We start from the raw sequence: 21,814 nt of genomic DNA on the forward strand, positions 1-21,814 counted from the left end.
CCGCGCCACCCTTGCCCGACTCTATAGATATGTAGATTTACAAACTATCAGATACTAGATCGTTCGTAAAGCCTCACATAGTGGTCGCTCAAGCCCCGCCGACCAACTGCGCAAGGATTCGATTGAGATGAGCCCGGTCTTCACACGTCAGCCTGCCGATCACACGGTTGTGGACATCGGCGGTCACCGGATGAAGCACTTCCACGAGCAGCGCCCGGCCGGCGTCGGTCAGTTCGATCGAATAGGCTCGGCGGTCCGTCCGGTCACGGCCCCGCGCGATCAGCCCGCGCTGCTCAAGCACATCGATGACGTGCACCATCGTCGACCGGTCGACAGCGAGCCGCCGCCCTATCTCCTGCTGCGAGAGCGGCCCGGCCTCTTCGAGCACGCTCAGCACGCCGTAGTCGCGCCAGCGGAGATCGTCCGCCTTCAGCGCCTCTTCCATCTCCAGCGCGACCTCGCGCGCCGCACCGTTGAGCAGCCACCCCGTGGACCAGACGAGGAAACCCTCGGCCGGCGTGGACTCGCACCCGTCTCCACCCATAGCCTCCCTTTCCCGAAGAGGATCAGCAATCAGTCTTCCTGCTCCCCAGCCACCTCGAACGGGTCCGCGTCGATCACGATCTCAAGGACCTCATCCCAAGTAGTACCGGCATCGGGGCCGACTCGGCCGTCAGACATGGAGCTCCCCTCACCCGGAGAGGCCGCGGAACCCCTACGAGGTTCCCTTCACCCCTCACCTATTAGGGAGCTTCACAGATCATCAGCAGAACTGTCAATCAGCAATACTGACGATTTGTTATCGGCTGTTGCGCCACCCATGCCTGCATGTGACACTCTTGCCACATATAGACATGTTCGATATGGGCATTAATCACATTAGGGACAAGCAACGAATGAAGGGACATATGTGAGCGCTGATTCCCCAAGTACGGATCTTCCCCTGCCAGACTTCCTGTCCAGCTTTACCAGCCTACTGATAAGCAAGGCGAATGACCTTTTCGTCGAGATCTCCGAGGCGGCGGTAGAACCCTTCGGGCTGCGGTCGAAGGATTTCATCGTGCTCACCGCCATTGACTCGATGGGCCCCCAATCTCAGCAGCAGCTCGCGCGCACGCACGGCATCGACAGGACCACCATGGTCAGCATCGTCGATGGGCTGGAGCGGCTCGGCCTGGTCCAGCGGACGCGCAATCCGGACGATCGGCGTAAGTATGCGATCGGCCTGACCGGCGAAGGACAGACACTCCTCCGCCGCAAGCTCACCCCGGCCATGCTGAACGCCCTCGACACCTTCCTCGACCCGCTCACTCCGGACGAGCGTGAACTGTTCAACAAGCTCCTGTGGCGCCTGGTGCACGAACGCGGCCCGGCGAACTCCAGCGGAGCCGGCACGTCCTAGGGGACCGGGCACGGAAGCGTCGTGCCAGGCGGCACCGTCCGATAACAGGCGGCACCCGGGCACACCACCTTCACGGGGTCGTCGGACGTCCCCAGCCGAACCAGGACCGGTTCGTGCCCGAACCGGCGACAGGCGATGTCGGCCCAGCCGGGCGCCCCCTCCCACACGGCGGGTTCATCGACCATCACCGGGTCCGCGTCGACGGCGGACCGCTCAAGATAAGCCAGGTAGTCGGCCTCGCGATGCCACACCATGAGACGGCGCAGGGAGTCCGCGTTCGGAAGCGTGTTCCACGGCTGCGCCCGCGCCGCCATCGCGCGCAGGAACGCCTCGCCTACCGCCGCCTTCACCGAAGAAGCGGCGGCCGTGGCTATCGTGGTTCCTTCTCCGCTGACACCGACGACGGCGATCCGGAAATCAGGACCGGGCAGCACGAACGCCGACACCCAAAGGCCAAGAGCGGATACGGCGGACGCCACACCCGGAGGAATCAGCCTCCCGAGGTGTTCGGAGATCCGCAGGAGCGGTACCCGCGGGCTCGCCCACCAGCGCGTGACCACATCATGGGCGAGAAGGTCGGCGATCGCCCCGGAGATCCCATCGGGGTGGTCGTCCACGACGCCGACCACGGTGGGCTCGACCCGGCAGTCCCGCTCGCCCATCCACACGACCTCGGCCGGGAGGAGATAGCGCTCCCGGCTCAGCAGGCCGATCCCGGGAACGAGTGAATGGCTGTCGGCCGGCGGTTCCGGCATGAAGTCGGCCAGGCGCAGCCGCCTGCCGTCACCACCGGCGTCGACCCCGGCTCCGCCGTCCGGAATCCGGTGCAGGGCGTCCATGGCCGAGGCCCGCGCCTCCGCCCTCGTTCGCGCGGCGTCCGGAGAGAAACCCGCCGCGACAGTGAAGACCCCGAATGCCGGCCGCTGCGCGTATGCGAGGTGGACCTCCCCGCCAAGGCACTCGGCGATCTCCCCCAGGCCCATCGACGACCACGACACCCCCGAAATCGCCGACCGAGCGCTTCTAGGTGTGGACGCCATCAATCCCTCCTCGCCATGGGTCCCGGACCGTGAAGGTCCATGGTGAAGCCCTTCGACTCGCGGCCGTTGCTGCCGTCGGAAGGGTCCTGCCATCAGCAGGGCCGCGAGCCGAGCTTCCCCGGCGTCCAGCACCCCGATTCGTGTCGCTTATCACACAAGGTGCTGACACATGACCAATGCAACACGCTCCATAAGGGAGCCGTCAACACAAAAAGGCCCATCCAGCAACCTGGAAGAAGGGGCCTTTTATTTGAGAGGGAACAGCATCCGGAATGACAATTCAAAATGTTTTCACATTGCCGGAGACCAATGAGTTGATCGACATCAGAATAGCATTTTAAAATTTGCCCGCAAGTCATTCGGGCGTTCCGGGACGGCCCTCTCGGCGTTTCCGTGACTCATTACACCGTCTCGCTCGGCGGTGCATCTTCCAAAGTGCGACGTCGCCCCCGGCGCGGGCGGCCTTCCTCGGCAGCCGCATGACTGCGCACACCGGAAGATGCGCCGTGCGGCGGCGGAACGAGACGATGCGTCCCATGACCGAGGTCCTGCAAAGCGCCGACTTCCTGTTGGCGGGCGCACCGCGGCGACATGCCGAGTACGCGCAGCTGCACGGCGGAAGCCAGGTGCACCGCGTCGTGCTGCGGTCCGGCGAGACGGGATGGCTGGTGACCGGATACGAGGCGGTCCGCCAGGCTCTGGCGGACCCGCGTCTCCAGGGGAGGACCGGCGCCGTCGGTGACCGCCGCAGCCTGCCCGAGGATCTGCGGCTGGGCATGAACAGCCACATGCTCAACAACGGGCCGCCCGATCACACGCGCCTGCGCCGGCTGGTCTCCGCCGCGTTCACCCGCCGCCGGATGGAACAGATGCGGCCCCGGATCCAGCACATCACCGATGAGCTGCTCGACGCGATGGCCGGCGAGGACCAGGTGGACCTGGTCGAGTCGCTGGCGCTGCCGCTGCCGATCCGCGTGCTCTGCGAGATGCTCGGCGTCCCCAGGGAAGACACCGGTACTCTCCATGACTGGACGGAGACGCTCACCGCCGGCGCGCTCGCCCTCGACCAGCTCGACGACGTCGGCACCCGGATGCTCGCCTACATCCGCTCGTTGCTCGACCGCAAGCGGCGCGAACCGGGGACCGACCTGCTGTCCGCGCTCGTCGCCGTGCGCGAGGGCGACGACCGGCTCAGCGAGCACGAGCTGACGTCGATGGTCTTCCTGCTGCTGATCGCCGGCCACGAGACCACCGTGAATCTCATCGGCAACGCCGTACTCGCGTTGCTGACCAATCCGGAGCAGCTGGCCCGGCTGCGCGCCAGGGCGGAACTGCTGCCCGCCGCCGTCGAGGAGTTCCTGAGGTATGAGAGCCCGGTGCAGGCGGCACTGCGGTTCACCACCGAGCCGGTACGGCTGGCCGATGTGACGATCCCCGCCGACTCGGTCGTCATCGTGTCGCTGCTGGCGGCCAACCGTGACCCGGCCCGGTTCGCCGACCAGGATCAACTCCACCTGGCCCGAACCGACAATCCGCATCTGGCCTTCGGCCGCGGGATCCACCACTGCCTCGGCGCGCCGCTGGCCCGGCTTGAGGGTGCCATCGCGATCGGCTCGCTGCTCGCCCGCTTCCCGAGGCTACGTCTCGCCGCACCGGCCGAATCGCTGGACTGGCGGTTGAGCCTGGTCATGCACGGGCTGGCCGCGCTGCCCGTCCGCCTTCGCTGACCCGGGGCCACCGCGACGCCGCGGGCCTGTCCTGGCGCGGCAGCCGTCCGAGGTGCTCGCGACGGGTATGGACGCGCCGCCGGGGCGTGATGGCGTGAGCCCGGCGGAAAGCCAACCGATATAAGCGGATTTATCAAGCAATTCAGGAGAAGCAGAAACAAGCGCACGTCGATACGATCGGCGTCAACCAAAGGGCCCTGCGGCGCTCGACAATCACCAGTTCTGCACGGTTCACGGCACTGACCGGTGCCTTGTCGGCCCACCACGGCTCGGGAAATCACATCAATCATCGCGGGGTGGCTGAGGGGGCTCGCCACCCTGATCGCGTTTGTCATCATGATCAAGGAGGGGCGCATGACAACGAGATTGGTACAGCCGAGCCGAACAGGAATCGTTCCCTGGCCCGACGACATGGTCGCGCGTTATGTCGCCAAGGGGTACTGGGAGGGGCGCTCACTCGGCGAGCGCCTTCTCGCCGCCGCGGACGCCACACCGGACACGACCGCGCTCGTCGACGGTGAGCTGCGGCTGAGCTACCGCGAGCTGATGGAACGAGCGGACGGCGCCGCGCTCCGGCTGCACGCGCTCGGCCTGCGCCCGGACGACCGGATCGTCGTGCAGCTGCCGAACTGCTGGGAGTTCGTCGTGCTGACGCTGGCATGCCTGCGGCTCGGCGTGCTCCCCGTGATGGCGCTGCCCGCACACCGCCGGCACGAGATGTCCTACCTCGTCGACTACGCCGAGGCCAGGGCGATCGTCGTGCCCGACACGATCAAGGGCTTCGACCACCAGGCGATGGCTCGCGCGATCGCCGACGACATCGACTGCGTCGAACACGTCGTGGTGGCCGGGACCGACGTCCGGGCGGGCAGCGTGGACCTGAGGGCGCTGTGCGCGCCGGACGAAGACCCGGCCGCGGCTCGAGGGAAGCTCGACGGCGACGCGCCCGACAGCCGCTCGGTGGCGGTGTTCCTCCTCTCCGGCGGGACGACGGGACTGCCCAAGCTGATCGCCCGCACGCACGACGACTACGCCTACAACGTCAAGCGCAACGCCGAGGTCTGCGGTTCCGGCCCCGGCACCGTCTACCTCGCGGTACTGCCGCTCGGCCACAACTTCCCGCTGCTCGGGATCCTGGGGACGCTGATGGCCGGCGGCCGTGTGGTGCTCGCCTCCTCACCCGTCCCGGAGCAGGCGTTTCCCATGATCGAACGCGAACGGGTCACGGCGGCGGCCCTGGTCCCGGCGATCGCGCAACGGTGGCTGGAGTACCGCGAGTCGGACCAGAGCCACGACCTCGGCTCTCTGGGGCTCCTGGTGGTCGGCGGCTCCCGCCTGGCGGACCACGTCGCCCTGCGCGTCGGCCCGACGCTGGGCTGCACCCTGATGCAGGGGTACGGCATGGCCGAGGGGCTGGTCAACCTCACCCGGCTGGACGATCCCGACGAGGTCATCTGCCACACGCAAGGACGGCCGATATGCCCCGACGACGAGATCCTGATAGTCGACGAGCAAGGTGAGCCGGTAGCCCCCGGCGAGCCGGGAGTGCTGCTCACCCGCGGCCCCTACACCCCGCGAGGCTACTACCGGGCCGAGGAGCAGAACGCCCGCGCGTTCGTGGGGGACGGCTGGTACCGCACCGGCGACATCGTGCGCCTGCGCCCGGACGGCAACCTGATCGTCGAGGGCAGGGACAAAGACATGATCAACCGAGGCGGGGAGAAGGTCTCCGCCGAGGAGGTCGAGAACTTCGCCTACCAGGTCGACGGCGTCAGCCTGGCCGCCGCGGTGGCGATGCCGGATCCCGACCTCGGCGAGCGCGTGTGCCTCTACGTCGTGCCGCACTCCGGGACGACCGTGTGCCTGGAGGACGTCCGGGCGGTGATGGAGCACGCCGGAGTCGCCCGGTTCAAGCTGCCCGAACGGCTCGTCCTCGTCGGCTCCCTGCCCAGCACCAACGTCGGGAAGATCGACAAGAAGGCCCTGCGCGCCGACATCGACGAACGCCTCTCCCTCGAACGCGCCGCCGCCGAAGCCGCCGTACGGGCAGCCTGACGCCGGTGTGAACGAAGATCGGCATGCTTTGGGATGCCCCTTGACGGCGCCCTCGAAGCGTGTCCGGGCCGCTTCGCGGAGAAGCGGAGAAGCGGAGAAGCCCGGCCGCACCGCCGACGGCGCGGCCGGGCCACCTCAGGGCCTGCCGCCACCGGTAACGCGGCCGGGCCACGTCGGGACCTGCTGCGATGGCGCGGCTGGGTTATGTTCCGGGACCTGCCCGCGGTGCCATCGTGGCCGACGCGTCACCGCAGGATGGGCGGCGCGCGGGCGCGCACCGTCGAAACGACGCGGCGGAGAGCGACGTCCCGGCGCTTCAAGGCATGCTCCGGGACACCTTCAGGGCATGCCCCGGCGCTTCAAGGCATGCTCCTGTACGTTCAGGTTCGTTCCGGCGCTCCGGCGATCCGGGCCGGCATCGACTTGATCCCGTTGACGAAGTTGGATTCCAGCCGCACCACCGGACCGGCCGGCTCGAACGCGGCCAGGTGCGGCCGCATCGCCGTCAGCAGCGCGGTCAGTTCGAGACGCGCCAGGTGCGCCCCGAGGCAGAAGTGCGGGCCGGTGCCGAAGGCGAGGTGGGGGTTGGGATCGCGGCTCAGGTCCAGCCGTTCCGGGTCGGCGAACACGGCGGCGTCCCGGTTGGCCGAGACGTAGTAGACGACCACCTTGTCGCCCGCGGAGATGCGCCGGCCGCACAGCTCGGTGTCGCGGACGGCGGTGCGGCGGAACTGCATGATCGGCGTGACCCAGCGGAGCAGCTCCTCCACCGCGGCCGGCAGCGCCACCGCGCCGGACACCAGCCTGTCCCGCTCGGCCGGATGCGCCGCCAGGGCTTCCAGCGACCCGGAGATCAGGTGCCGGGTCGTCTCGTTTCCGGCGACCACCAGCAGCAGCCAGAAGTTGCAGAACTCCCGGTCCGACAGGCGTCTGCCGTCCACCTCGGCGTTGGCGAGCAGGCTGATGAGATCGCCGGTGGGGTTCTCCCGCCGTTGCATGGCGAGCTTCAGGGCATACTGGAACGCCTCGGCGAACGTCCTGCGGTAGGCGTCGACGTCGCCGCCGCCGTACTCGGGGTCGTCGAAGCCGACGAGGTGGTTGCTCCACCGGTACAGCAGGTGCCGGTCCTCCCGCGGCATCCCGAGCAGGTCGGAGAGCACCAGCAGCGGCAGCTCGCAGGCCAGGTCGGTGACGACGTCGAACCGCCCCGCCCTCACCACCTGACTCACCAGCGCCGCCGCGTGCGCGGCGACGCCGTCGGCGAGGGCGCGGACGGCACGCGGGGTGAACACCGACGTCACCAGCCTCCTGATCCGCAGATGCTGGGGCGCGTCCATGTTGACCAGCAGCTGCCTGGCCTGCTTCAGATCCGCGGGTGTGCGTGGGTCGGCGAGGAAGGCGCCTTTGGCACCCGAGGAGAACTCCTCCGCCCGGCGTGACACGGACAGCACCGCCTCATGCGTGGTCACGGCCCAGAACCCGGTGCCGCGCTCGGCGATCCGCCCGCCGCTGCTGTGCCGCCACAGCGGTGGCTCCGGCACCCAGGCCACCGGTTCGGTCCGGCGTCGCCGCGCGAACTCCTCGTGCGGCACCCCGGCCGCGTAGGTGGCGGGGTGGGCGATGTCGGGGCTGCCAGGACTGTCAGGACGCGGCGGCGCGCCGATCGTCGACGAAGTCATCAGCGTCTCTCTCCTGCTGGTCAGTGCCCGCTCGGCACCGGCGTGGAGTAGCTCTCACGCAACGCGTCCTTGCGGAGCTTGCCGGTGGGCTCGCGCGGCAACGCGTCCACGAAGTGATAGGCGCGGGGCGTCTTGAAACCGGCCAGCGAGCGGCGGCAGTGCTCGTCCAGCCTGGCCGGGAGGTCGTCCGGGGCGTCCGCCTCGCATTCCACGACGCCGACGACCCGCTCGCCGAACTCATCGTCCGGCACTCCGATCACTGCGGCGTCCCGTACCGCCGGATGCGTCAGCAGTACGGCCTCGACCTCGGCGGGATAGACGTTGACCCCGCCCGAGACGATCAGGTCCTGCGCGCGGCCGGTGAGGAACAGGAATCCGTCCTCGTCCAGGTAGCCCAGCTCGCCGTAGGTGAATGTGTCCGGCGCCAGGTGTGCCGAGCGGGTCTTGCCGGGGGCGTTGTGATAGTGGAAGCTCTTACCCGTCCTGCGGCGTACGAAGACCCGGCCCGGTTCGCCGGGCGGCAGCGGTGTGCCGTCGTCGCCGACGACGACGATCTCGCCGGACGGGACGGCCCGTCCCACGCTGCCGGGGTGGCGCAGCCAGTCGTGCGAGTCGATGAGGGTGACCACCCCGCCTTCGGTCGCCCCGTAGTACTCAAGAAAGACCGGCCCCCACCAGTCGATCATCCCGCGCTTCACGTCGATCGGGCATGGGCCGCCGCCATGCAGCACCCGGCGCAGGCTCGCCCCGGAAAAAGCACGCCTGTCCGCCTCGTCCAGGCGGAGCAACCGGACGAACTGCGTGGGCACCAGGTGCGTCACGGTGATCTGCTCACGGTCGATGGTCTCAAGGGTCGCCACGGGATCGAAGTGCCGGCGGATGACCAGGCACGAGCCCTGCAGCAGCGAGAGCAGCGCGTAGAACAGCTGCGCCGAGTGATACCAGGGGCCGTCCAGCAGGAAACGCTCGCGCGCGGGCACGTCCAGCACCACGCGGGCGTACTCGACCAGCTTTCCCACCCTGGAGAACGGCGCGCCGACCATGAACAACCCGTTGACGACGCCCTTGGGGGCCCCGGTCGTGCCGGAGGTGTAGAGCATGGTGGACCCGCAGCACTGTTCCGCGGGTTCCCGGGGATCGCTCGAAGCGAGGAGAGGCTCCACGGCGGCGAACCCGCCGGCGTCCCGCTCTCCGGTGATCAGCAGCACCGTGCACGTGCCGGTGGCCCGTGCGGCCGCGCTCCCCGCCACCTGCGCGTAGGCCTCCTCGACGACGAGAGCCCGGCTGCCCGAGTCGGACAGGATGTAGGCGATCTCGGGCTCGGTGAGGTGCCAGTTGACCGGCACGACGGTGATGCCGCTGTGCAGGCACGCGAGCACCACCTCGAAGGACTCGCGCCGGTTGCCGAGGACGCACGCGAGCCGGTCGCCGGGACCCAGCCCGCGGCCGGCGAGCAGGTCGATCCACCGGTTCACCCGCTCTCCCAGACGGCTCCAGCTCACCGCACCGCCGTCGTCCACGATCGCGGTCCCGGCGCCGTCCTCGGCGATGTAGTCGTTCAGCAGCGTTGGCATGGGCGAGCCCACCCCTCTCCGATTCGATTTGGTTCGATTCGGTTAGGTCAAGTTCGGTCCAGTTTGGTTTGGTCGGCGCTGGGCGGTTGCCCGTGGATGTCCGTCCTCCCGAGCCGCGTCGTCGTCACCGCTCATGGCGGGCGGGGCCCACGGGACGCTCCTCGTCCAGCAGATCGGGCTGATCTCTGATGATGTCCGCGTACAGCGGGCGGAAGTTGAGCCGCCCCATGCCCGGGGAGCCCATCGTCGCGGCGGTCGCCCGCGCCACGTCCGGGCCGATGTGCACGGGCGTGCCGGCCGCCTCCGCCAGCAACTGCACCTGGCAGGAGCGCTCCATCGTGATGAACCACCAGGCGGCCTCCTGCACCGACCCGCCGACGGTGAGCAGACCGTGGTTGCGGAGGATGACGGCCTTGCCCGAGCCGAGCCGTTCCGCGATGCGCTTGCCCTCCTCGGAGTCGAGCACCACGCCCCCGAAGCCGTCGAACACCTCGTGGTCCTCGTAGAAGGCGCACGCGTCCTGGGTCAGCGGATCCAGCCGCCTGCCCAGCGTCGACCATGCCCGGCCGTACGTGGAGTGCGTGTGCGCGGCCGCCACCACGTCCGGCCGCGCGGCGTGCACCTGCGAGTGGATCGCGAAACCCGCGGGGTTGACGCCGCCGGTTCCCGATACGACGGTGCCTTCGGCGTCGACGAGCAGCAGGTCGCCGACGCGCACGTGCCCGAAGTGGACGCCGAACGGATTGATCCAGAAATGCTCGGCGTTCTCGGGGTCGCGAGCGGTGATGTGCCCGCCCGCGCCCTCGTCGAATCCGAGCCGTGCGAACAGCCGCAGCGCCGCGGCGAGACGCTGCTTGCGATACAGGCGTTCCTCCTGCGGCGTTCGCTCCGGGCGCGAGGAAGTCATCCGCACCCGCCCGCGGAGTCGGTGTCCAAGGAGTACGTCCCGTCGAGCAGCTCGGCGGGGATGCCGTGCCACGGGCTGTCGATGTCGTTCTCGATCTCTGTCAGGGTGTCGGGTGTGGTCATCTCACGCTCCTTGCAGTGTGGGCTGCCAGACGTCCAGGAAGGCGTCCAGCCGGTCGAAGCCCCAGAACCTGTGCCGCCCCCACTTCAGGTAGGGGATGCCGAACACGTCGTCGAGGTAGGCCTGGTAGAGGCAGCCGACGGCCTCCTCGCGGATGCTCGGGTCCTCGGGCGCGCGTACGGTCCGTTCGGGGTCCAGCCCCGCCCGCTCGGCGGCCGCCCGGATCACCCCGGGGTCGCAGATGTTGTCGCCGCGGCCCCACCTCGCCTCGGTGACGGCCTCGTAGAACTCCCACGCGCGCCCCTCCCGCCGGGCCAGCAGCCACGCCAGGTGCGGCAGCTCCCACCACGGGTCGACGTCGATCGGCCAGGCCATCGCCAGGCCCTGCTGCTCGGCGAGCCGCTTGGTGTCCAGCAGCATGTACAGGTGTTTGGCCCGGCTCATCTGGATGTAGTGGAACTCCCCGCCGCGCTGCGCCAGCGCCAGGCTGGTCCGCGCGTCCGGATCCCAGTAGGGGTAGCACTCCATCGCCTCGAACACCTCCGGCACCGTTTCACGCAGGCGCAGGACGGTCAGCCAGCTGTAGGGGCTGCGGAGGGAGAAGTACAGGCGCGGGCGCCGGCTCATGACCTGCCTCCGATCAGCGCGCGTACCACCTCGTCGTCCAGCTCGGCCATCCCGCCGGCGCCCTCACCGGCCGCGATCGCGTACCCGTGCAGGATCTGCGCGGTGGTGACGTGGACGAGCTCGTCACCGCGCTGGACGTAGCAGTCCATGCGGGCGTCGAACATGACCCCGCGCAGGATGTCGACGACGGTGAACACCGTGTGCACCGTCTCCTCCATGTGCGCGGCGGCGATCAGCCGCACGCGCGCGCGTGACACCACCGGAATCCACGACCGTTCGAGCAGCATGCGCCCGACGGAGATGCCCCGGTCGGCGAGGAACCGGTCGACCACCTCCTCCAGCGCCCGCACGAATCCGGAGTGCTGGACGCGGTCGGAGAAGTGGCAGTAGAAGTACGGGGCCCGCCAGGACCACAGGAACGCCGCCGGGTCGGCGGTCAGCGCCGACTCCGCCGACTGCCCCGGGGCCAGGCGCAGGTGTCCCGGGCGGGCGACCGTACCGGCCTCCGCCAGGTCCGCCACCTCCAGCGCGGCCAGCGGCGCGGGAGCCGGCCGATGGCCGGGCGCCGCCCGCTCGCGCACCAGCGCCACGCTCACCTTGCCGCGCAGTACGGTGACCTCACCGCCCTCTCGCACCACGGAGAGCTGCACGGCCAGCCGGTTGCCCCTGTCCGCCGTGACCTGCGCGCGCACGTCGTCGTCGAGTTCGAGTACGGCCGGCAGCTGGACCGAGCAGTCGACGATCTCCACGCCGAGGCCGTGGTCGAGGAACAGGCTCCGGGAGCCGGTGCCCTGGTCGATCAGCCACTGCAGCACCGCCTGTTCGACGAGATACATGAAGTGCTTGAACCCGATCCAGGTGCGGATGTTGGCGCCCTCGTAGGCCGGACGTCCGTACACCACGGTCGGCTCCGGTCGAATGGTCACGGTCATCGCAATTCCCCTGCCGTCCTGGTCGTCGCACGGGCGGTGTCGACAAGGTCCGCGACCTGCGCAGCGACGCCGCGAGCGTGCCGGATATGACAAAAGTGGTCGTAGTCGTGGTGGATCCGTATCTCCGCCCCCGGCATCCCGCCGGCGAGCGTGGTGGCCGCCTCTCGCGACAGGGCCGGGTCCGCACCGCCCGCCAGCACGAGCGTGGGCAGCCCGACGTTGCCCAGCGGAAGATCCGCACTCGCCGCGAACTGCTCGAACACGGCGAAGAAGCCGGACGGTCCCACCCGGTCCAACGCCAGATCCATCATGGTTTCGAGCACGCCGGGGTCCGTCGATTCCGCGCGGACGCCCATCCGTGCCCGCACGCCGTCGCGGATGTGCTGGACGAACGTGCTCCGCGAGCGGTCGAACATGCGCCAGGTCACCGGGTGGTGCGGCGGCCGGTACATCGGGCACACCAGCGCCGCGGCCCGCCCGGGACGCGGGTCGAGCGCGCACAGCAGCTCAAGAGCCGCGTTGGCGCCGAACGAGTGCGCCACCAGCGTGTCGGGGACGGCGCCGAGCAGATCGAGTCCCTCCGCCAGCCACTGCCCCGCCGGCCGGGTGCGCCAGCGGTAGTCGTTGGCCGGCCGCCACGGCAGGTCGAGCGCGACCAGCCGCCAGTCCGGGTCCAGTTCCGCGGCCAGCGGCAGCCAGCTCGACCAGGAGTCTTCGAGGCCGTGCGCGAACACGACCAGTGGCGCGCCCGGCACGCCCGATGCCAGCGTGTGCGCCTTCACCGTCGATCCGCTCACCGTCACCTCCCGACCACGGCGGATTCCGCCGAACTGACCAGCGCGGCCCGCGAGCCGTCCTCACCCTCGCAGCGGACGCCGACGACGCCGTGCCCTTCATCGGCGGCCAGGTGGGCGGCGAGCGCGAGCGCCACCACGCCCTCCGCGCCGTAGCAGTCGCCCCAGTGCGCCGCCGGGTCGAACCCGTCGCGGCCGATCGTCACCCGCGGCGGCCGGGGCCATGGCCCCGCCTCGGGAACGAGCTCCACCAGCGCCCGCCCCGCCGGGACACCGCCCTCCGGGTCCCGCCCCGCCGGGACGCCGCCCTCCGGGTCCTGCCCCGCCGGGACGCCGCCCTCGGGGTGCCATGCCTCAAGCACGACGCATGCCGCCCCGGCGCGCAGCGGCCGCCCGGAGCCTCCCTCGGCGTGCAACGCCGTGGCCACCTCGTCGGCGGGCTCGGCGCCGACGAGGACGACCCGTTCGGCGCGACGGGCGCGCAGCAGCAGTCCCGCCAGCCGTACCCCGTCCAGGCCCGCCGTCGCGCCCGAGCAGACCATCAGGTTGGGGCCGCCGAAACCGAACCACAGGGCGACGGTGCTGGCCACGACGTTGCTGGAGACGTTGGGCGCGTCGAGCACGCTGACGCCCCGGCCTCCCTCGGTGGCGACGGTGCGCGTGACCTGGGCGACGGTCTCCACGTTCCCCAGGTTGCTGCAGGCCACCACGGCGACCTCCGGGGCCACGGGCCAGCCGGGCCGCTGTCTCGCCTGGAGTCCCAGTGCCCGGTGCACCGCGCACAGTGCCAGCCGGGTCGCCGGTTCCTTGTACAGCAGGCCTTTGCGTCCCAGCAGGGTCGCCGCCGCCTCCGGCGCGGGCGGGTCCTCGTGCGCCCAGGCGCCGCGTGGTTCGCCCAGATGATCGGCGAGCGCGGTGCCGAGGCGCAGGCCCGGCAGGTGCAGGCTCCAGCCGGTCGCGAGCAGACGCTGCGGGGAGACGTTCACGCGGCCTCCAACAGGGTCACGGCGTTCACACCGCCGAAGCCGAACGCGTTGACCTGGACCAGCTCGGGCCGTAGCCGGACCGGCTCACCGAGCACGAACCGCAGCCCGGCGCCCTCGTCCAGCACGTCGCGCTGGCCGGCCACCGGGGGGACCACTCCCCCGGCCAGGCAGCGCAGCGCCACGTCCACGTTGACCAGCGACGCGCTTCCCGACGTATGGCCGACGGAGCCCTTGACCGCGGTCACCAGCGGCGCCCCGCCCGCACCCACGACGACCTCGCGCAGCGCCTCGCACTCCGCCGGATCGTTGAGGTCGGTGCCGGTGCCGTGCGCCACCACGAGGTCCACGGCGGACGGATCGCGACCGGAGCGGTCGAAGGCGTCGCGCATCGACCGGCAGATGCCCTCGACGTCGGGCGCGGTCTCGTGGCGCGCGTCGCAGGAGAGCCCGGTGCCGGCCAGCCGGGCCAGCGCGCGGCCCGGCCAGGACCCGGCCACGACCACGAGCGCGGCGGCGCCCTCACCGAGCAGGACGCCGTCACGGTCCCGGTCGAACGGGCGCACCCGCGCGGTCCGCGCGGGTGCCACCCGGCCGATCATGGCGAGCATCGACTGCGTCATGGTGTCGGTCGCACCCACCACGACGGCGTCGGCCTCGCCCAGCTCCACGAGATCCTGCGCCAGCGCCAGCACGTGCCCACCGGCGCTGCACGCGTTCGAGATGGTGATCACGTCGGTCACGCCGGGCAGCGCCTCCCGCACCACGTCAGCGAAGTGCAGTCGCCGCAACGGGAAGGACGACCCCGTCAGTGCCCAGTCCTCGACCGCGGACAGCTCGCGCAGGCCGGTGCCCACGAGTGCCGTCACGCGCTGCCGCCCGGTGTCCAGACCAGCCTGCCGCACGGCCTCGCCCAGGCACTCGGCGAGCAGCCTCCCGGCGCGAAAGGGCCGGTTGGGGTCGTCGGCGCCGATGTGGTAGCCGGCGAACACGTTGAGCTTGTCCGGTTCCCCGTGCCGCAGCGGGCCCGCGCCGCACTCGCCGCGCAGCAGCGCGGCGAACGTCTCCGCGCCCCCGCCGAGGCAGGTGCGTACGGCGCTACCCGCGATCAGTGTCGGCATCGCCGTACCCCTTCACGATCGCGGCCCCGACTGCTCCGTCCGCGCCACGGGCGGTGAGCAGGCTCAGCCCCTCCCCGGCGGTGCCGCCCGTGCCCGCCAGCAGTACGGCGAGCGCGACCGCTCCGGAAGCCGCGTCGCATTCGCCGAGAAGCCGCTTGGCCATGATGCGTCTCGGCTCGTGTCCCAGGACCTGGGACACCGGTCCGTATTCTCGGCGATCCGCTTCGTCGGACTCGCAGGTGAGCACCGTGGTGATCTCGGCGGGATCGGCGCCCGCCCGGCGCAGGGCCCGGCTCACGCAGCCGCCCAGCGCGCGCTCGGCCTGCTCGCCGCCGCCCGGACCGTAGCCCGTGGTCACCGCGAGGATCCGCGCCGAGCGGCGCGGTCCCGCCCATTGCGGTGCCTGCGGGCCGGTCAGCGCGAACACGCCCGCGGCCTCTCCCGCGGCGACCGTCGTGGTGGCGCCGGTGAGATGGGAGGCCCAGGCCCGGTGCGGCGTGTACTCCTCCACCGCCCCGGTGAGCATCACGTCCGCGTACCCGCGCTCGATGACGTTGCCCGCGTAGCGGACCGCGTTCAGGAACGCCAGGGCACCGCCCGCGATCGTCACGTTGACCCCGCGCAGGCCGAACCGGATGGCCACCTGCCCGGCCGCGCAGTTCATCACCGTGTTGGGGAACAGCATCGGGTTGACCAGGTAGGGCTTCTCCTGGATCAGGGTCTCGCGGCTGTAGTCGCTGGTGGACTTGAAGCTGCCGAGGCTGGTGCCGAGCACGACGCCGACGCGTTTCCTGGTCGTGTCGTCGACGGTCATCCCCGCTTCGCGCAACGCCTCCTGGCAGCAGACGACGGCCAGTGCCGTGGCCCGGTCGTAGGAACTGGTGCCTTTGCGCCCGAGCTGGGCGCGCACGTCGAAGTCGGTCAGCGCGTGGCCGTTCGGCGAGGGCAGCGGCTCCTCGTACAGGTGGCCGACGCCGGCCCCGGGGCTGGCCGCGACCGCGCCCGACTCCGCTCCGGCCAGCCGCCCGGCCAGCGCGTCGACGCCGATGCCCGCGGAGCTCAGGACGCTCCACCCGGTGACTATGACGCCGGTCATGCGACGGCTCCCAGCATCACGATGGCGTTGTTGCCGCCGAAGGCGAACCCGTCGTTCTGGACCACCCGCACGTTCGCCCGCCTGGCCGCGTTCGGCACCGGGTCGATGCCGAACATCTCCGGATCGGGGTTGCGCCAGTTGATCGTCGGCGGCAGGAAGCCTCGCTCGATCGCCATGACGGACGCGATCGCGCCGAACCCGCAGGCCGCACCCATGGTGTGCCCGATCATGGACTTGATCGAGCTGACCGGTGGCGGCCGGTCCCCGAAGACCTCCAGGATCGCCCGGCTCTCCACCAGGTCGTTGGCCGGCGTGCCCGTCCCGTGCGCGCAGATGTAGTCGACTTCCTCCGGCTTGACCCCGGCGTTGCGGTGAGCCGTGCGCATGCACTCCGCGATGCTCGACGCGTCCGGGGAAACCGGGTGGTTGGCGTCGCAGTTGAGGCCGTACCCCAGCAGCTCCGCGTAGATCCGGGCACCGCGTGCCCGAGCGTGCTCGAACGTCTCCAGCAGCAGCACGGCTCCGCCCTCACCGGTGAGGATGCCCGAACGGTCACGGTCGAACGGCGAGCAGGCGGTGTCGGTCAGCGCCCCGAGGCGGAAGAACCCCGCATGGGCCCACCGGCACACCGAGTCCGCTCCCCCGGCGAGCACCAGGTCGGCTTCGCCGGTGACCAGCAGGTCGTAGGCGTACCCGATGGCGTAGTTGCTCGCCGAGCACGCGGTGGCGATGGTCAGCGACTCGCCGAGCAGGCCCAGTTCCTCGCTGACGGCGTTGGCCAGCCGGTTCGCCGGCAGCTGCGTCAGCAGGCCCGGATCCTGCGCCGGGAATCCGCCGCCCACGATCTGCGCGGTGAGGGCCTCGGCCACCGTCGACTCGCCGCTGGTGGTGCCGATGACCGCGTGTGCCCGTCCGGGCGAGATCCGTTCCAGATCCAGCCCGCCGTCGTCCACCGCCAGCCGTGCCGCGCTCGCGGCGAACTGGCTCGACCTCGCCCATCTGGCCGGATCCAACCGGCGCAGATGGGCGGTGGGGTCGAAGTCACGCACCTCTCCTGCGTTCTGGTACGGGAACCCGGCCGGATCGAAGCTGGTGATCCGCGAGATGCCGGACCGTCCGGCATGCAGCGCGTCGGCGAACGCCGACACGCCGACACCGATGCTCGACACAGGACCGAGCCCGGTCACCGCGACGCGGACCATGGCTCAGCCCTGCCGGCTCGAGTGCCGGAGGAGCGCGGCGTGGACCGCTTTCAGGTTGCGCAGCTCAGGCAGTTCCGCCTGAGGGATCTCAATCTTGTACTGCTTGTCGATGCGCGCCAGGATCTCGATGGCGCGCAGCGAGTCCGCTCCGTAGTCCTCAATGAAGTCGCCGGTGTCGTCGAGCTCCTCCGGCTCCAGTTCGAGCACCTCCGCGACCATTTCGCGGAGTTCCTCCAGCTGCTGTTCTACCTGCGTCGTCATCGCGATCCTTCCCATACTGACGGCACCACCATCGGTGGAGTTGACGCTGGCCCACCCGCGGGGATCGCGGGCGGCACGGGGCCGGACGGGCGCACGGGGCGCCTCGTGGCGATCAAGGTGGCAACGGTGGCGACACGCCGGTCGCCGACCCAGGTCTCGCCGGAGGCGAACGCCGTGTCGGCGACCACGGAGTCCAGCCGGACCTCGTGCCGCAGGACGTCGCCCGGGTGGGCGGTTCCCTCGAAGCGGTAGTTCCTGGCACCCACGAACATCAGGACCTGGTCGTCCCCGGGGGTGGGCACGCGGCCGTCCAGCCACAGCAGCGCGGCGCTCTGCCCGAGCGACTCGATCATCAGCGAGGGCGGGTAGGCGTAGCGCCAGTTCTCGGCTCCGTCCGCGAGGCCCGCGTAGCAGGGCTCCGTTCCGGTGATCGCCTTGATGGTGCGGATGGACTTTCCCGGGTCCAGCTCCAGCACGCGATCCACCAGCAGCAGCGGATGACGCTGCGGCAGGATCGCCCTGATGTCGGCGTGTTCACGCATGGGCTGCCTCACCTGGGTCGAAGTCGGCGCGGATCCGCGCCGTCGTGGTGCCGTCGCGGCGCGATCCCTCGGCGGTGACCGCCCAGCCGCCCTCCGGCCGCGGTGACGCGACGATCCGCAGGGTCAGCTCGTCCCCGTCCAGCAGGGGCGCGAGGAACCGGACCGACCGCACCGAGCGCAGCACCGGGGGCGCCGGGGACACCGCGGTGCCCGGCGGCACGGCGAAAGCCATGGCCTGGCACAACGTCTCGATGACGAACACGCCGGGGAAGACGGCCAGCCCGGGGAAGTGGCCCCGGAGATTCGGGTCGTCTCCGCGCACGCCGACCCGCACGGTCATGGTCAGCTTGTCTCCCGCCCGCTCGGACCGCCAGAGGTCCACCGCGCGCAGCGGCGCGGCCACCGAAGGCACGCCGGGAACCGTGGTCCACCCGGCCTCGACTGTGCGGGTCAAAGCGTGATCCCCCCGTCAACCTGGAAAACCTGGCCGGTGATGTAGGAGGCGCGCTCGGACAGCAGGAACGCGACGAGTTCGGCCACTTCCTCGGGCCGGCCGAAGCGCCGCACCGGGATCTGGGTGAGCGCCTGGGCGCGCAGCTTCTCGCCGAGCGCGTCGGTCATGTCGGTTTCGATGAACCCGGGAGCCACCACGTTGACGCGCACGCCGTAGGCGGCGACCTCTTTGGCCAGCGACTTGCTGAACCCGATGATGCCGGCCTTGCTCGCCGCGTAGGCGGTCTGGCTCGCGTTGCCGTACACCCCCGCCACCGACGACATGTTGACCACCGCGCCGCTGCGGTTCTTCATGAAGCGGAACGCCATCGCGCGGCAGAGGCTCCAGGTTCCGGTGAGGTTGGTTCCCAGCACCGCGTTCCAGTCCTCGTAGGAGGACAGCACCAGCGGTTTGTCCCTGGTGATGCCGGCGTTGTTGACCAGAAGGTCGAGCGCGCCGAGCCGTTCCTCGGCGGCGCGGACGAACTCCTCGACCGCGCCGGGATCCGACACGTCGCATTCGGCGAAATAGCAGGGGGCGCCGAGCGCCCGCACATCGGCCTCGGTCTGCCGCGCCGCTTCACTGGCGGTGCTGTGGCAACCGGCGATCGCGTAGCCCTCGCGGGCCAGCCGCAGGGCCACCACGCGGCCGATGCCGCGTGAGGCTCCGGTGACCAGTGCCCGGTGCTGCTCAGCCACTCCGCCTCCTCGTGTGGGAACGCGCGCCACCAGACAGCGGTGTCGCATTTGCGCCATTAACAGCAAATTTGCGTGGTATGTGCTACTTAAACCCTATGAATTCCGTCGTAAGAAGTGCATCTCGCAGGTTGCTCCGTAACCGTCCAGCTCAGCCAGCACCTCGGCGGTGTCGGCCCCCGGCACCGGGGCTCCGCGCCGGATGCCGGTCGGTGTCCGGGAGAACTTCACCGGCGGCCCGACGATCGGCGCGGACGAACCGTCGCTCAGCACGGTCTCTTGCAGCATCTCCCGCGCCGCGACGTGCGGGTCGGTCACGGCCTCCGCGAGCGTGCGCACCGGTGCGACGACGAGACCGCGCTCGGACAGCGCGGCGACGGCGTCGGACACCGTCCGCCCGAGGCACCACTCGGCGACGATCCGGTTGATCGCCTCCCGGTTGCCCAGCCGATCCTTGTTCGTGCCGTAGCCGTCCGCCCGCGCCAGATGCGGCTTGCCGATCACCTCGGTCAGTGCCCGCCAGTGCTTGTCGAGCGCCACCGCGAGGTAGAGGTGCCCGTCGCGGCATTCGTAGACGTTGGACGGGACGACGAAATCGGTCTCGTTGCCTAGCCGGGGCGGAGGGGCGCCGGTCGCCGCGAGCGTGGGCAACCCGCTGCTGCTGAACAGCAGGCTGTCCATCATGGACACGTCGACGTGCTGCCCCTCGCCGGTCCGCGAGCGGTGGGCCAGCGCCGCCAGCGCGCCGATCGCGGCGTGCAGGCCGGCCAGCTCGTCGGCCAGGAACGTGGGGGCCCGGACCGGCGAGCTCCCGGGCGGGCCGTTGAGGGCCATCCATCCGCTGGCCGCCTGGATGACCGGGTCATAGGCGGGCAGGTGGGCGTTCGGACCGTACTGTCCCCATCCGGAGACCGACACGAACACGATGTCCGGCCGCACCTCACGGCAGTCCTCATAGCCGACGCCCCAGCCGTCCAGGGTGCCGGGTTTGTAGTTCTCCACCACCAGGTCCGCGGTGGCGACCAGGCGCAGGAAACACTCCCTGCCCGGCGCCTGGCGAAGGTCCAGGCCGACACTGCGCTTGTTGCGGTGCACCGTCTCCCGGAACCACGACAGACCGGTGCCCGGGATGTTCGGCGGCACCTGGCCGTCGCGCCCCTCCGCCAGCTCCACCCTGACGACGTCCGCGCCGAGGTCGGCCAGCACGCAGGTGGCCAGCGGACCGGACCACACCTTCGTCACGTCGAGGACCCGGATGCCCTCAAGCGGGCCTGCCGAGCCGCTCAGGGACTCGCGGAGGAAATCCTGCTCGCGCATGTCGTCTCCTAGAGCCGTTGCAGAATGGACGCGGTGCCCAGCGACCCGCCGCAGCACATGGTGACCAGCGCGGTCTCCGCGCCCGTGCGTTCCAGCTCGTGCAGCGCGGTCACGATCAGCCGGGTGCCGGTGGCGCCAAGGGGATGACCCAGCGCGATCGCACCGCCGTTGACGTTCACCCGCTCCTGGTCCGCGCCGTGGGCGTCCATCCAGTTGAGGACGACTCCGGCGAAGGCCTCGTTGACCTCGCACAGGTCGATGTCGCGCAGCTTCATGCCCGCCCGGCGAAGTATCCGCTCGGTGGCCACGACCGGGCCGTCCAGCAGGTAGTACGGGTCGGCGCCGGTGACGACCTGGTGGGCCAGCCGCGCGCGGGGCTCGATGCCCAGCGCGCGGGCCCGCCCCAGGGACATCCACAGAATCGCCGCCGCGCCGTCGGACACCTGCGAGGTCGTCCCCGCCGTGTGCACGGCGCCTTCGACGTTGGGCGTCAGCGAGGCCAGCCCCTCCTCGGTGGTCTCGCGCAACCCCTGGTCCCTGCGCACCTGCCGCGTCTCGCCGGTCGGCCGGCCCGCTTCGTCGAGCACCGGCGCGGCGATCGGGACCACCTCGCGCTCGAAACGCCCCTGCTCCCACGCCTGGGCCGCGCGCCGCTGGGAGAGCAGGCCATAGGCGTCGGCGTCGGCGCGAGTGATCCCCTGCCGTCGGGCGATCCGCTCCGCGCCGCCGAACTGCGCCTTCGGCGGGTCGTCCCACGGATAGTCAGCCGTTTTGTAGTGGCCTGGGCCGCCGTAGAGGTTCGTCCCGACAGGGACCCGGCTCATCGACTCGACGCCGCAGGCGATGCCCACATCGATCGCGTCCGCGGCGATCAGCGCGGAGACGAGGTGGTTGGCCTGCTGCGCGGAACCGCAGGAAACGTCCACGGTCGTGCAGCCGACGGCGGGGTCGTTCCCGGTGTTCAGCCACGCGTTGCGGGTGACGTTGAGGCTCTGCTCCCCGGACTGGGTCACGCAGCCGCCGATGATCTGCTCGACCTCGCCCGGCTCGATCCCGGCGCGGGCGATCACCTCCAGCTGGACGTGACGCAGCAGTTCCACCGCCTTGAGCCCGGCCAGCCAGCCGCCCCGCTTGCCGATCGGCGTACGGGCAGTGGCCACGATGACCGGTGTGCGGTCCTCCAGCGCCGCCATCAGCTCACCTCCAGCGGTGTGATGACCGGGCCCGGGCACCCGCACGCGGTATGC

22 protein-coding genes are annotated in these 21,814 nt (G+C 70.5%); 3 read left to right on the plus strand and 19 right to left on the minus strand.

The genetic code is table 11. The annotated features are described in order from the left end of the window. Positions 1-88: 88 nt before the first annotated feature. Positions 89-544 (minus strand): MarR family winged helix-turn-helix transcriptional regulator, encoded by a 456-nt coding sequence (locus ACFY2X_RS13955; protein ID WP_389937409.1) that lies wholly within the window; start codon positions 542-544, stop codon positions 89-91. 366 nt (positions 545-910) lie between these two features. Here ACFY2X_RS13955 and ACFY2X_RS13960 point away from each other — a divergent pair, with 366 nt between their 5' ends. Further along, complete coding sequence (locus tag ACFY2X_RS13960; protein WP_389937412.1) at positions 911-1,402, plus strand: MarR family winged helix-turn-helix transcriptional regulator; 492 nt, start codon at positions 911-913, stop codon at positions 1,400-1,402. On the opposite strand, the gene ACFY2X_RS13965 is transcribed toward ACFY2X_RS13960, so the two are convergent. Beyond that, on the minus strand, positions 1,399-2,442 hold the full coding sequence (locus ACFY2X_RS13965; protein WP_389937415.1) for a hypothetical protein: 1,044 nt from the start codon (positions 2,440-2,442) through the stop codon (positions 1,399-1,401). The genes ACFY2X_RS13960 and ACFY2X_RS13965 overlap by 4 nt on opposite strands. Positions 2,443-2,978: 536 nt before the next feature. Here ACFY2X_RS13965 and ACFY2X_RS13970 point away from each other — a divergent pair. Together ACFY2X_RS13970 and ACFY2X_RS13975 are read left to right on the plus strand one after the other, a co-directional pair. Further along, positions 2,979-4,169: a cytochrome P450 gene (locus tag ACFY2X_RS13970; RefSeq protein WP_389937418.1), complete on the plus strand. Its 1,191-nt coding sequence runs from the start codon at positions 2,979-2,981 to the stop codon at positions 4,167-4,169. Positions 4,170-4,523: 354 nt separating this feature from the next. Further along, a complete protein-coding gene (locus ACFY2X_RS13975; protein WP_389937421.1) occupies positions 4,524-6,224 on the plus strand; it encodes a (2,3-dihydroxybenzoyl)adenylate synthase in 1,701 nt (566 codons plus the stop codon). Between the two features lie 380 nt (positions 6,225-6,604). On the opposite strand, the gene ACFY2X_RS13980 is transcribed toward ACFY2X_RS13975, so the two are convergent. The 17 genes from ACFY2X_RS13980 to ACFY2X_RS14060 form a co-directional block, all read right to left on the minus strand. Continuing rightward, positions 6,605-7,903 (minus strand): cytochrome P450, encoded by a 1,299-nt coding sequence (locus tag ACFY2X_RS13980; protein WP_389937424.1) that lies wholly within the window; start codon positions 7,901-7,903, stop codon positions 6,605-6,607. A 20-nt stretch (positions 7,904-7,923) separates the two neighbouring features. Continuing rightward, positions 7,924-9,477, minus strand: coding sequence for an AMP-binding protein (locus ACFY2X_RS13985; RefSeq protein ID WP_389937427.1), 1,554 nt, complete (start codon positions 9,475-9,477; stop codon positions 7,924-7,926). A 124-nt stretch (positions 9,478-9,601) separates the two neighbouring features. Then, on the minus strand, positions 9,602-10,384 hold the full coding sequence (locus tag ACFY2X_RS13990) for a class II aldolase/adducin family protein (RefSeq protein ID WP_389937430.1): 783 nt from the start codon (positions 10,382-10,384) through the stop codon (positions 9,602-9,604). Next, positions 10,381-10,506, minus strand: a complete 126-nt coding sequence (locus ACFY2X_RS13995; RefSeq protein WP_389937432.1) for a hypothetical protein — start codon at positions 10,504-10,506, stop codon at positions 10,381-10,383. Before ACFY2X_RS13995 ends, ACFY2X_RS13990 begins: the two co-directional genes overlap by 4 nt. A gap of 1 nt (position 10,507) precedes the next feature. Then, complete coding sequence (locus tag ACFY2X_RS14000; RefSeq protein WP_389937435.1) at positions 10,508-11,131, minus strand: 2-hydroxychromene-2-carboxylate isomerase; 624 nt, start codon at positions 11,129-11,131, stop codon at positions 10,508-10,510. Further along, positions 11,128-12,063: a hypothetical protein gene (locus ACFY2X_RS14005; RefSeq protein ID WP_389937438.1), complete on the minus strand. Its 936-nt coding sequence runs from the start codon at positions 12,061-12,063 to the stop codon at positions 11,128-11,130. The genes ACFY2X_RS14000 and ACFY2X_RS14005 overlap by 4 nt, the downstream gene beginning before the upstream one ends. Continuing rightward, positions 12,060-12,860: an alpha/beta fold hydrolase gene (locus ACFY2X_RS14010; RefSeq protein WP_389937441.1), complete on the minus strand. Its 801-nt coding sequence runs from the start codon at positions 12,858-12,860 to the stop codon at positions 12,060-12,062. Before ACFY2X_RS14010 ends, ACFY2X_RS14005 begins: the two co-directional genes overlap by 4 nt. Positions 12,861-12,862: 2 nt before the next feature. Continuing rightward, on the minus strand, positions 12,863-13,843 hold the full coding sequence (locus tag ACFY2X_RS14015; RefSeq protein WP_389937444.1) for a beta-ketoacyl synthase N-terminal-like domain-containing protein: 981 nt from the start codon (positions 13,841-13,843) through the stop codon (positions 12,863-12,865). Next, positions 13,840-14,961 (minus strand): beta-ketoacyl synthase N-terminal-like domain-containing protein, encoded by a 1,122-nt coding sequence (locus ACFY2X_RS14020; protein WP_389937447.1) that lies wholly within the window; start codon positions 14,959-14,961, stop codon positions 13,840-13,842. The genes ACFY2X_RS14015 and ACFY2X_RS14020 overlap by 4 nt, the downstream gene beginning before the upstream one ends. Beyond that, positions 14,939-16,057, minus strand: coding sequence for a beta-ketoacyl synthase N-terminal-like domain-containing protein (locus ACFY2X_RS14025; protein WP_389937450.1), 1,119 nt, complete (start codon positions 16,055-16,057; stop codon positions 14,939-14,941). Before ACFY2X_RS14025 ends, ACFY2X_RS14020 begins: the two co-directional genes overlap by 23 nt. Further along, complete coding sequence (locus ACFY2X_RS14030) at positions 16,054-17,259, minus strand: beta-ketoacyl-[acyl-carrier-protein] synthase family protein (RefSeq protein WP_389937453.1); 1,206 nt, start codon at positions 17,257-17,259, stop codon at positions 16,054-16,056. The genes ACFY2X_RS14025 and ACFY2X_RS14030 overlap by 4 nt, the downstream gene beginning before the upstream one ends. A gap of 3 nt (positions 17,260-17,262) precedes the next feature. Then, the gene (locus ACFY2X_RS14035; RefSeq protein WP_389937455.1) at positions 17,263-17,520 is read right to left on the minus strand and encodes an acyl carrier protein; all 258 of its coding nucleotides are present in this window, start codon (positions 17,518-17,520) and stop codon (positions 17,263-17,265) included. Beyond that, complete coding sequence (locus tag ACFY2X_RS14040; RefSeq protein WP_389937458.1) at positions 17,517-18,062, minus strand: 3-hydroxyacyl-ACP dehydratase FabZ family protein; 546 nt, start codon at positions 18,060-18,062, stop codon at positions 17,517-17,519. The genes ACFY2X_RS14035 and ACFY2X_RS14040 overlap by 4 nt, the downstream gene beginning before the upstream one ends. Beyond that, positions 18,055-18,516, minus strand: coding sequence for a FabA/FabZ family ACP-dehydratase (locus tag ACFY2X_RS14045; RefSeq protein WP_389937460.1), 462 nt, complete (start codon positions 18,514-18,516; stop codon positions 18,055-18,057). The genes ACFY2X_RS14040 and ACFY2X_RS14045 overlap by 8 nt, the downstream gene beginning before the upstream one ends. Continuing rightward, positions 18,513-19,253 carry a 3-oxoacyl-[acyl-carrier-protein] reductase gene (gene fabG / locus ACFY2X_RS14050; protein ID WP_389937463.1) on the minus strand — a complete coding sequence of 247 codons (741 nt, stop codon included), beginning with the start codon at positions 19,251-19,253 and terminating at the stop codon, positions 18,513-18,515. Before fabG ends, ACFY2X_RS14045 begins: the two co-directional genes overlap by 4 nt. 93 nt (positions 19,254-19,346) lie before the next feature. Next, entirely contained in the window at positions 19,347-20,567 is a 1,221-nt protein-coding gene (locus ACFY2X_RS14055; protein ID WP_389937466.1) for a CaiB/BaiF CoA transferase family protein, read from the minus strand. Between the two features lie 8 nt (positions 20,568-20,575). Further along, a complete protein-coding gene (locus ACFY2X_RS14060) occupies positions 20,576-21,760 on the minus strand; it encodes a steroid 3-ketoacyl-CoA thiolase (RefSeq protein ID WP_389937469.1) in 1,185 nt (394 codons plus the stop codon). Between the last annotated feature and the right edge of the window lie 54 nt (positions 21,761-21,814).

It is taken from the genome of Streptosporangium sp. NPDC000396 (genome assembly GCF_042898655.1).
Classification (GTDB): Bacteria; Actinomycetota; Actinomycetes; order Streptosporangiales; family Streptosporangiaceae; genus Streptosporangium.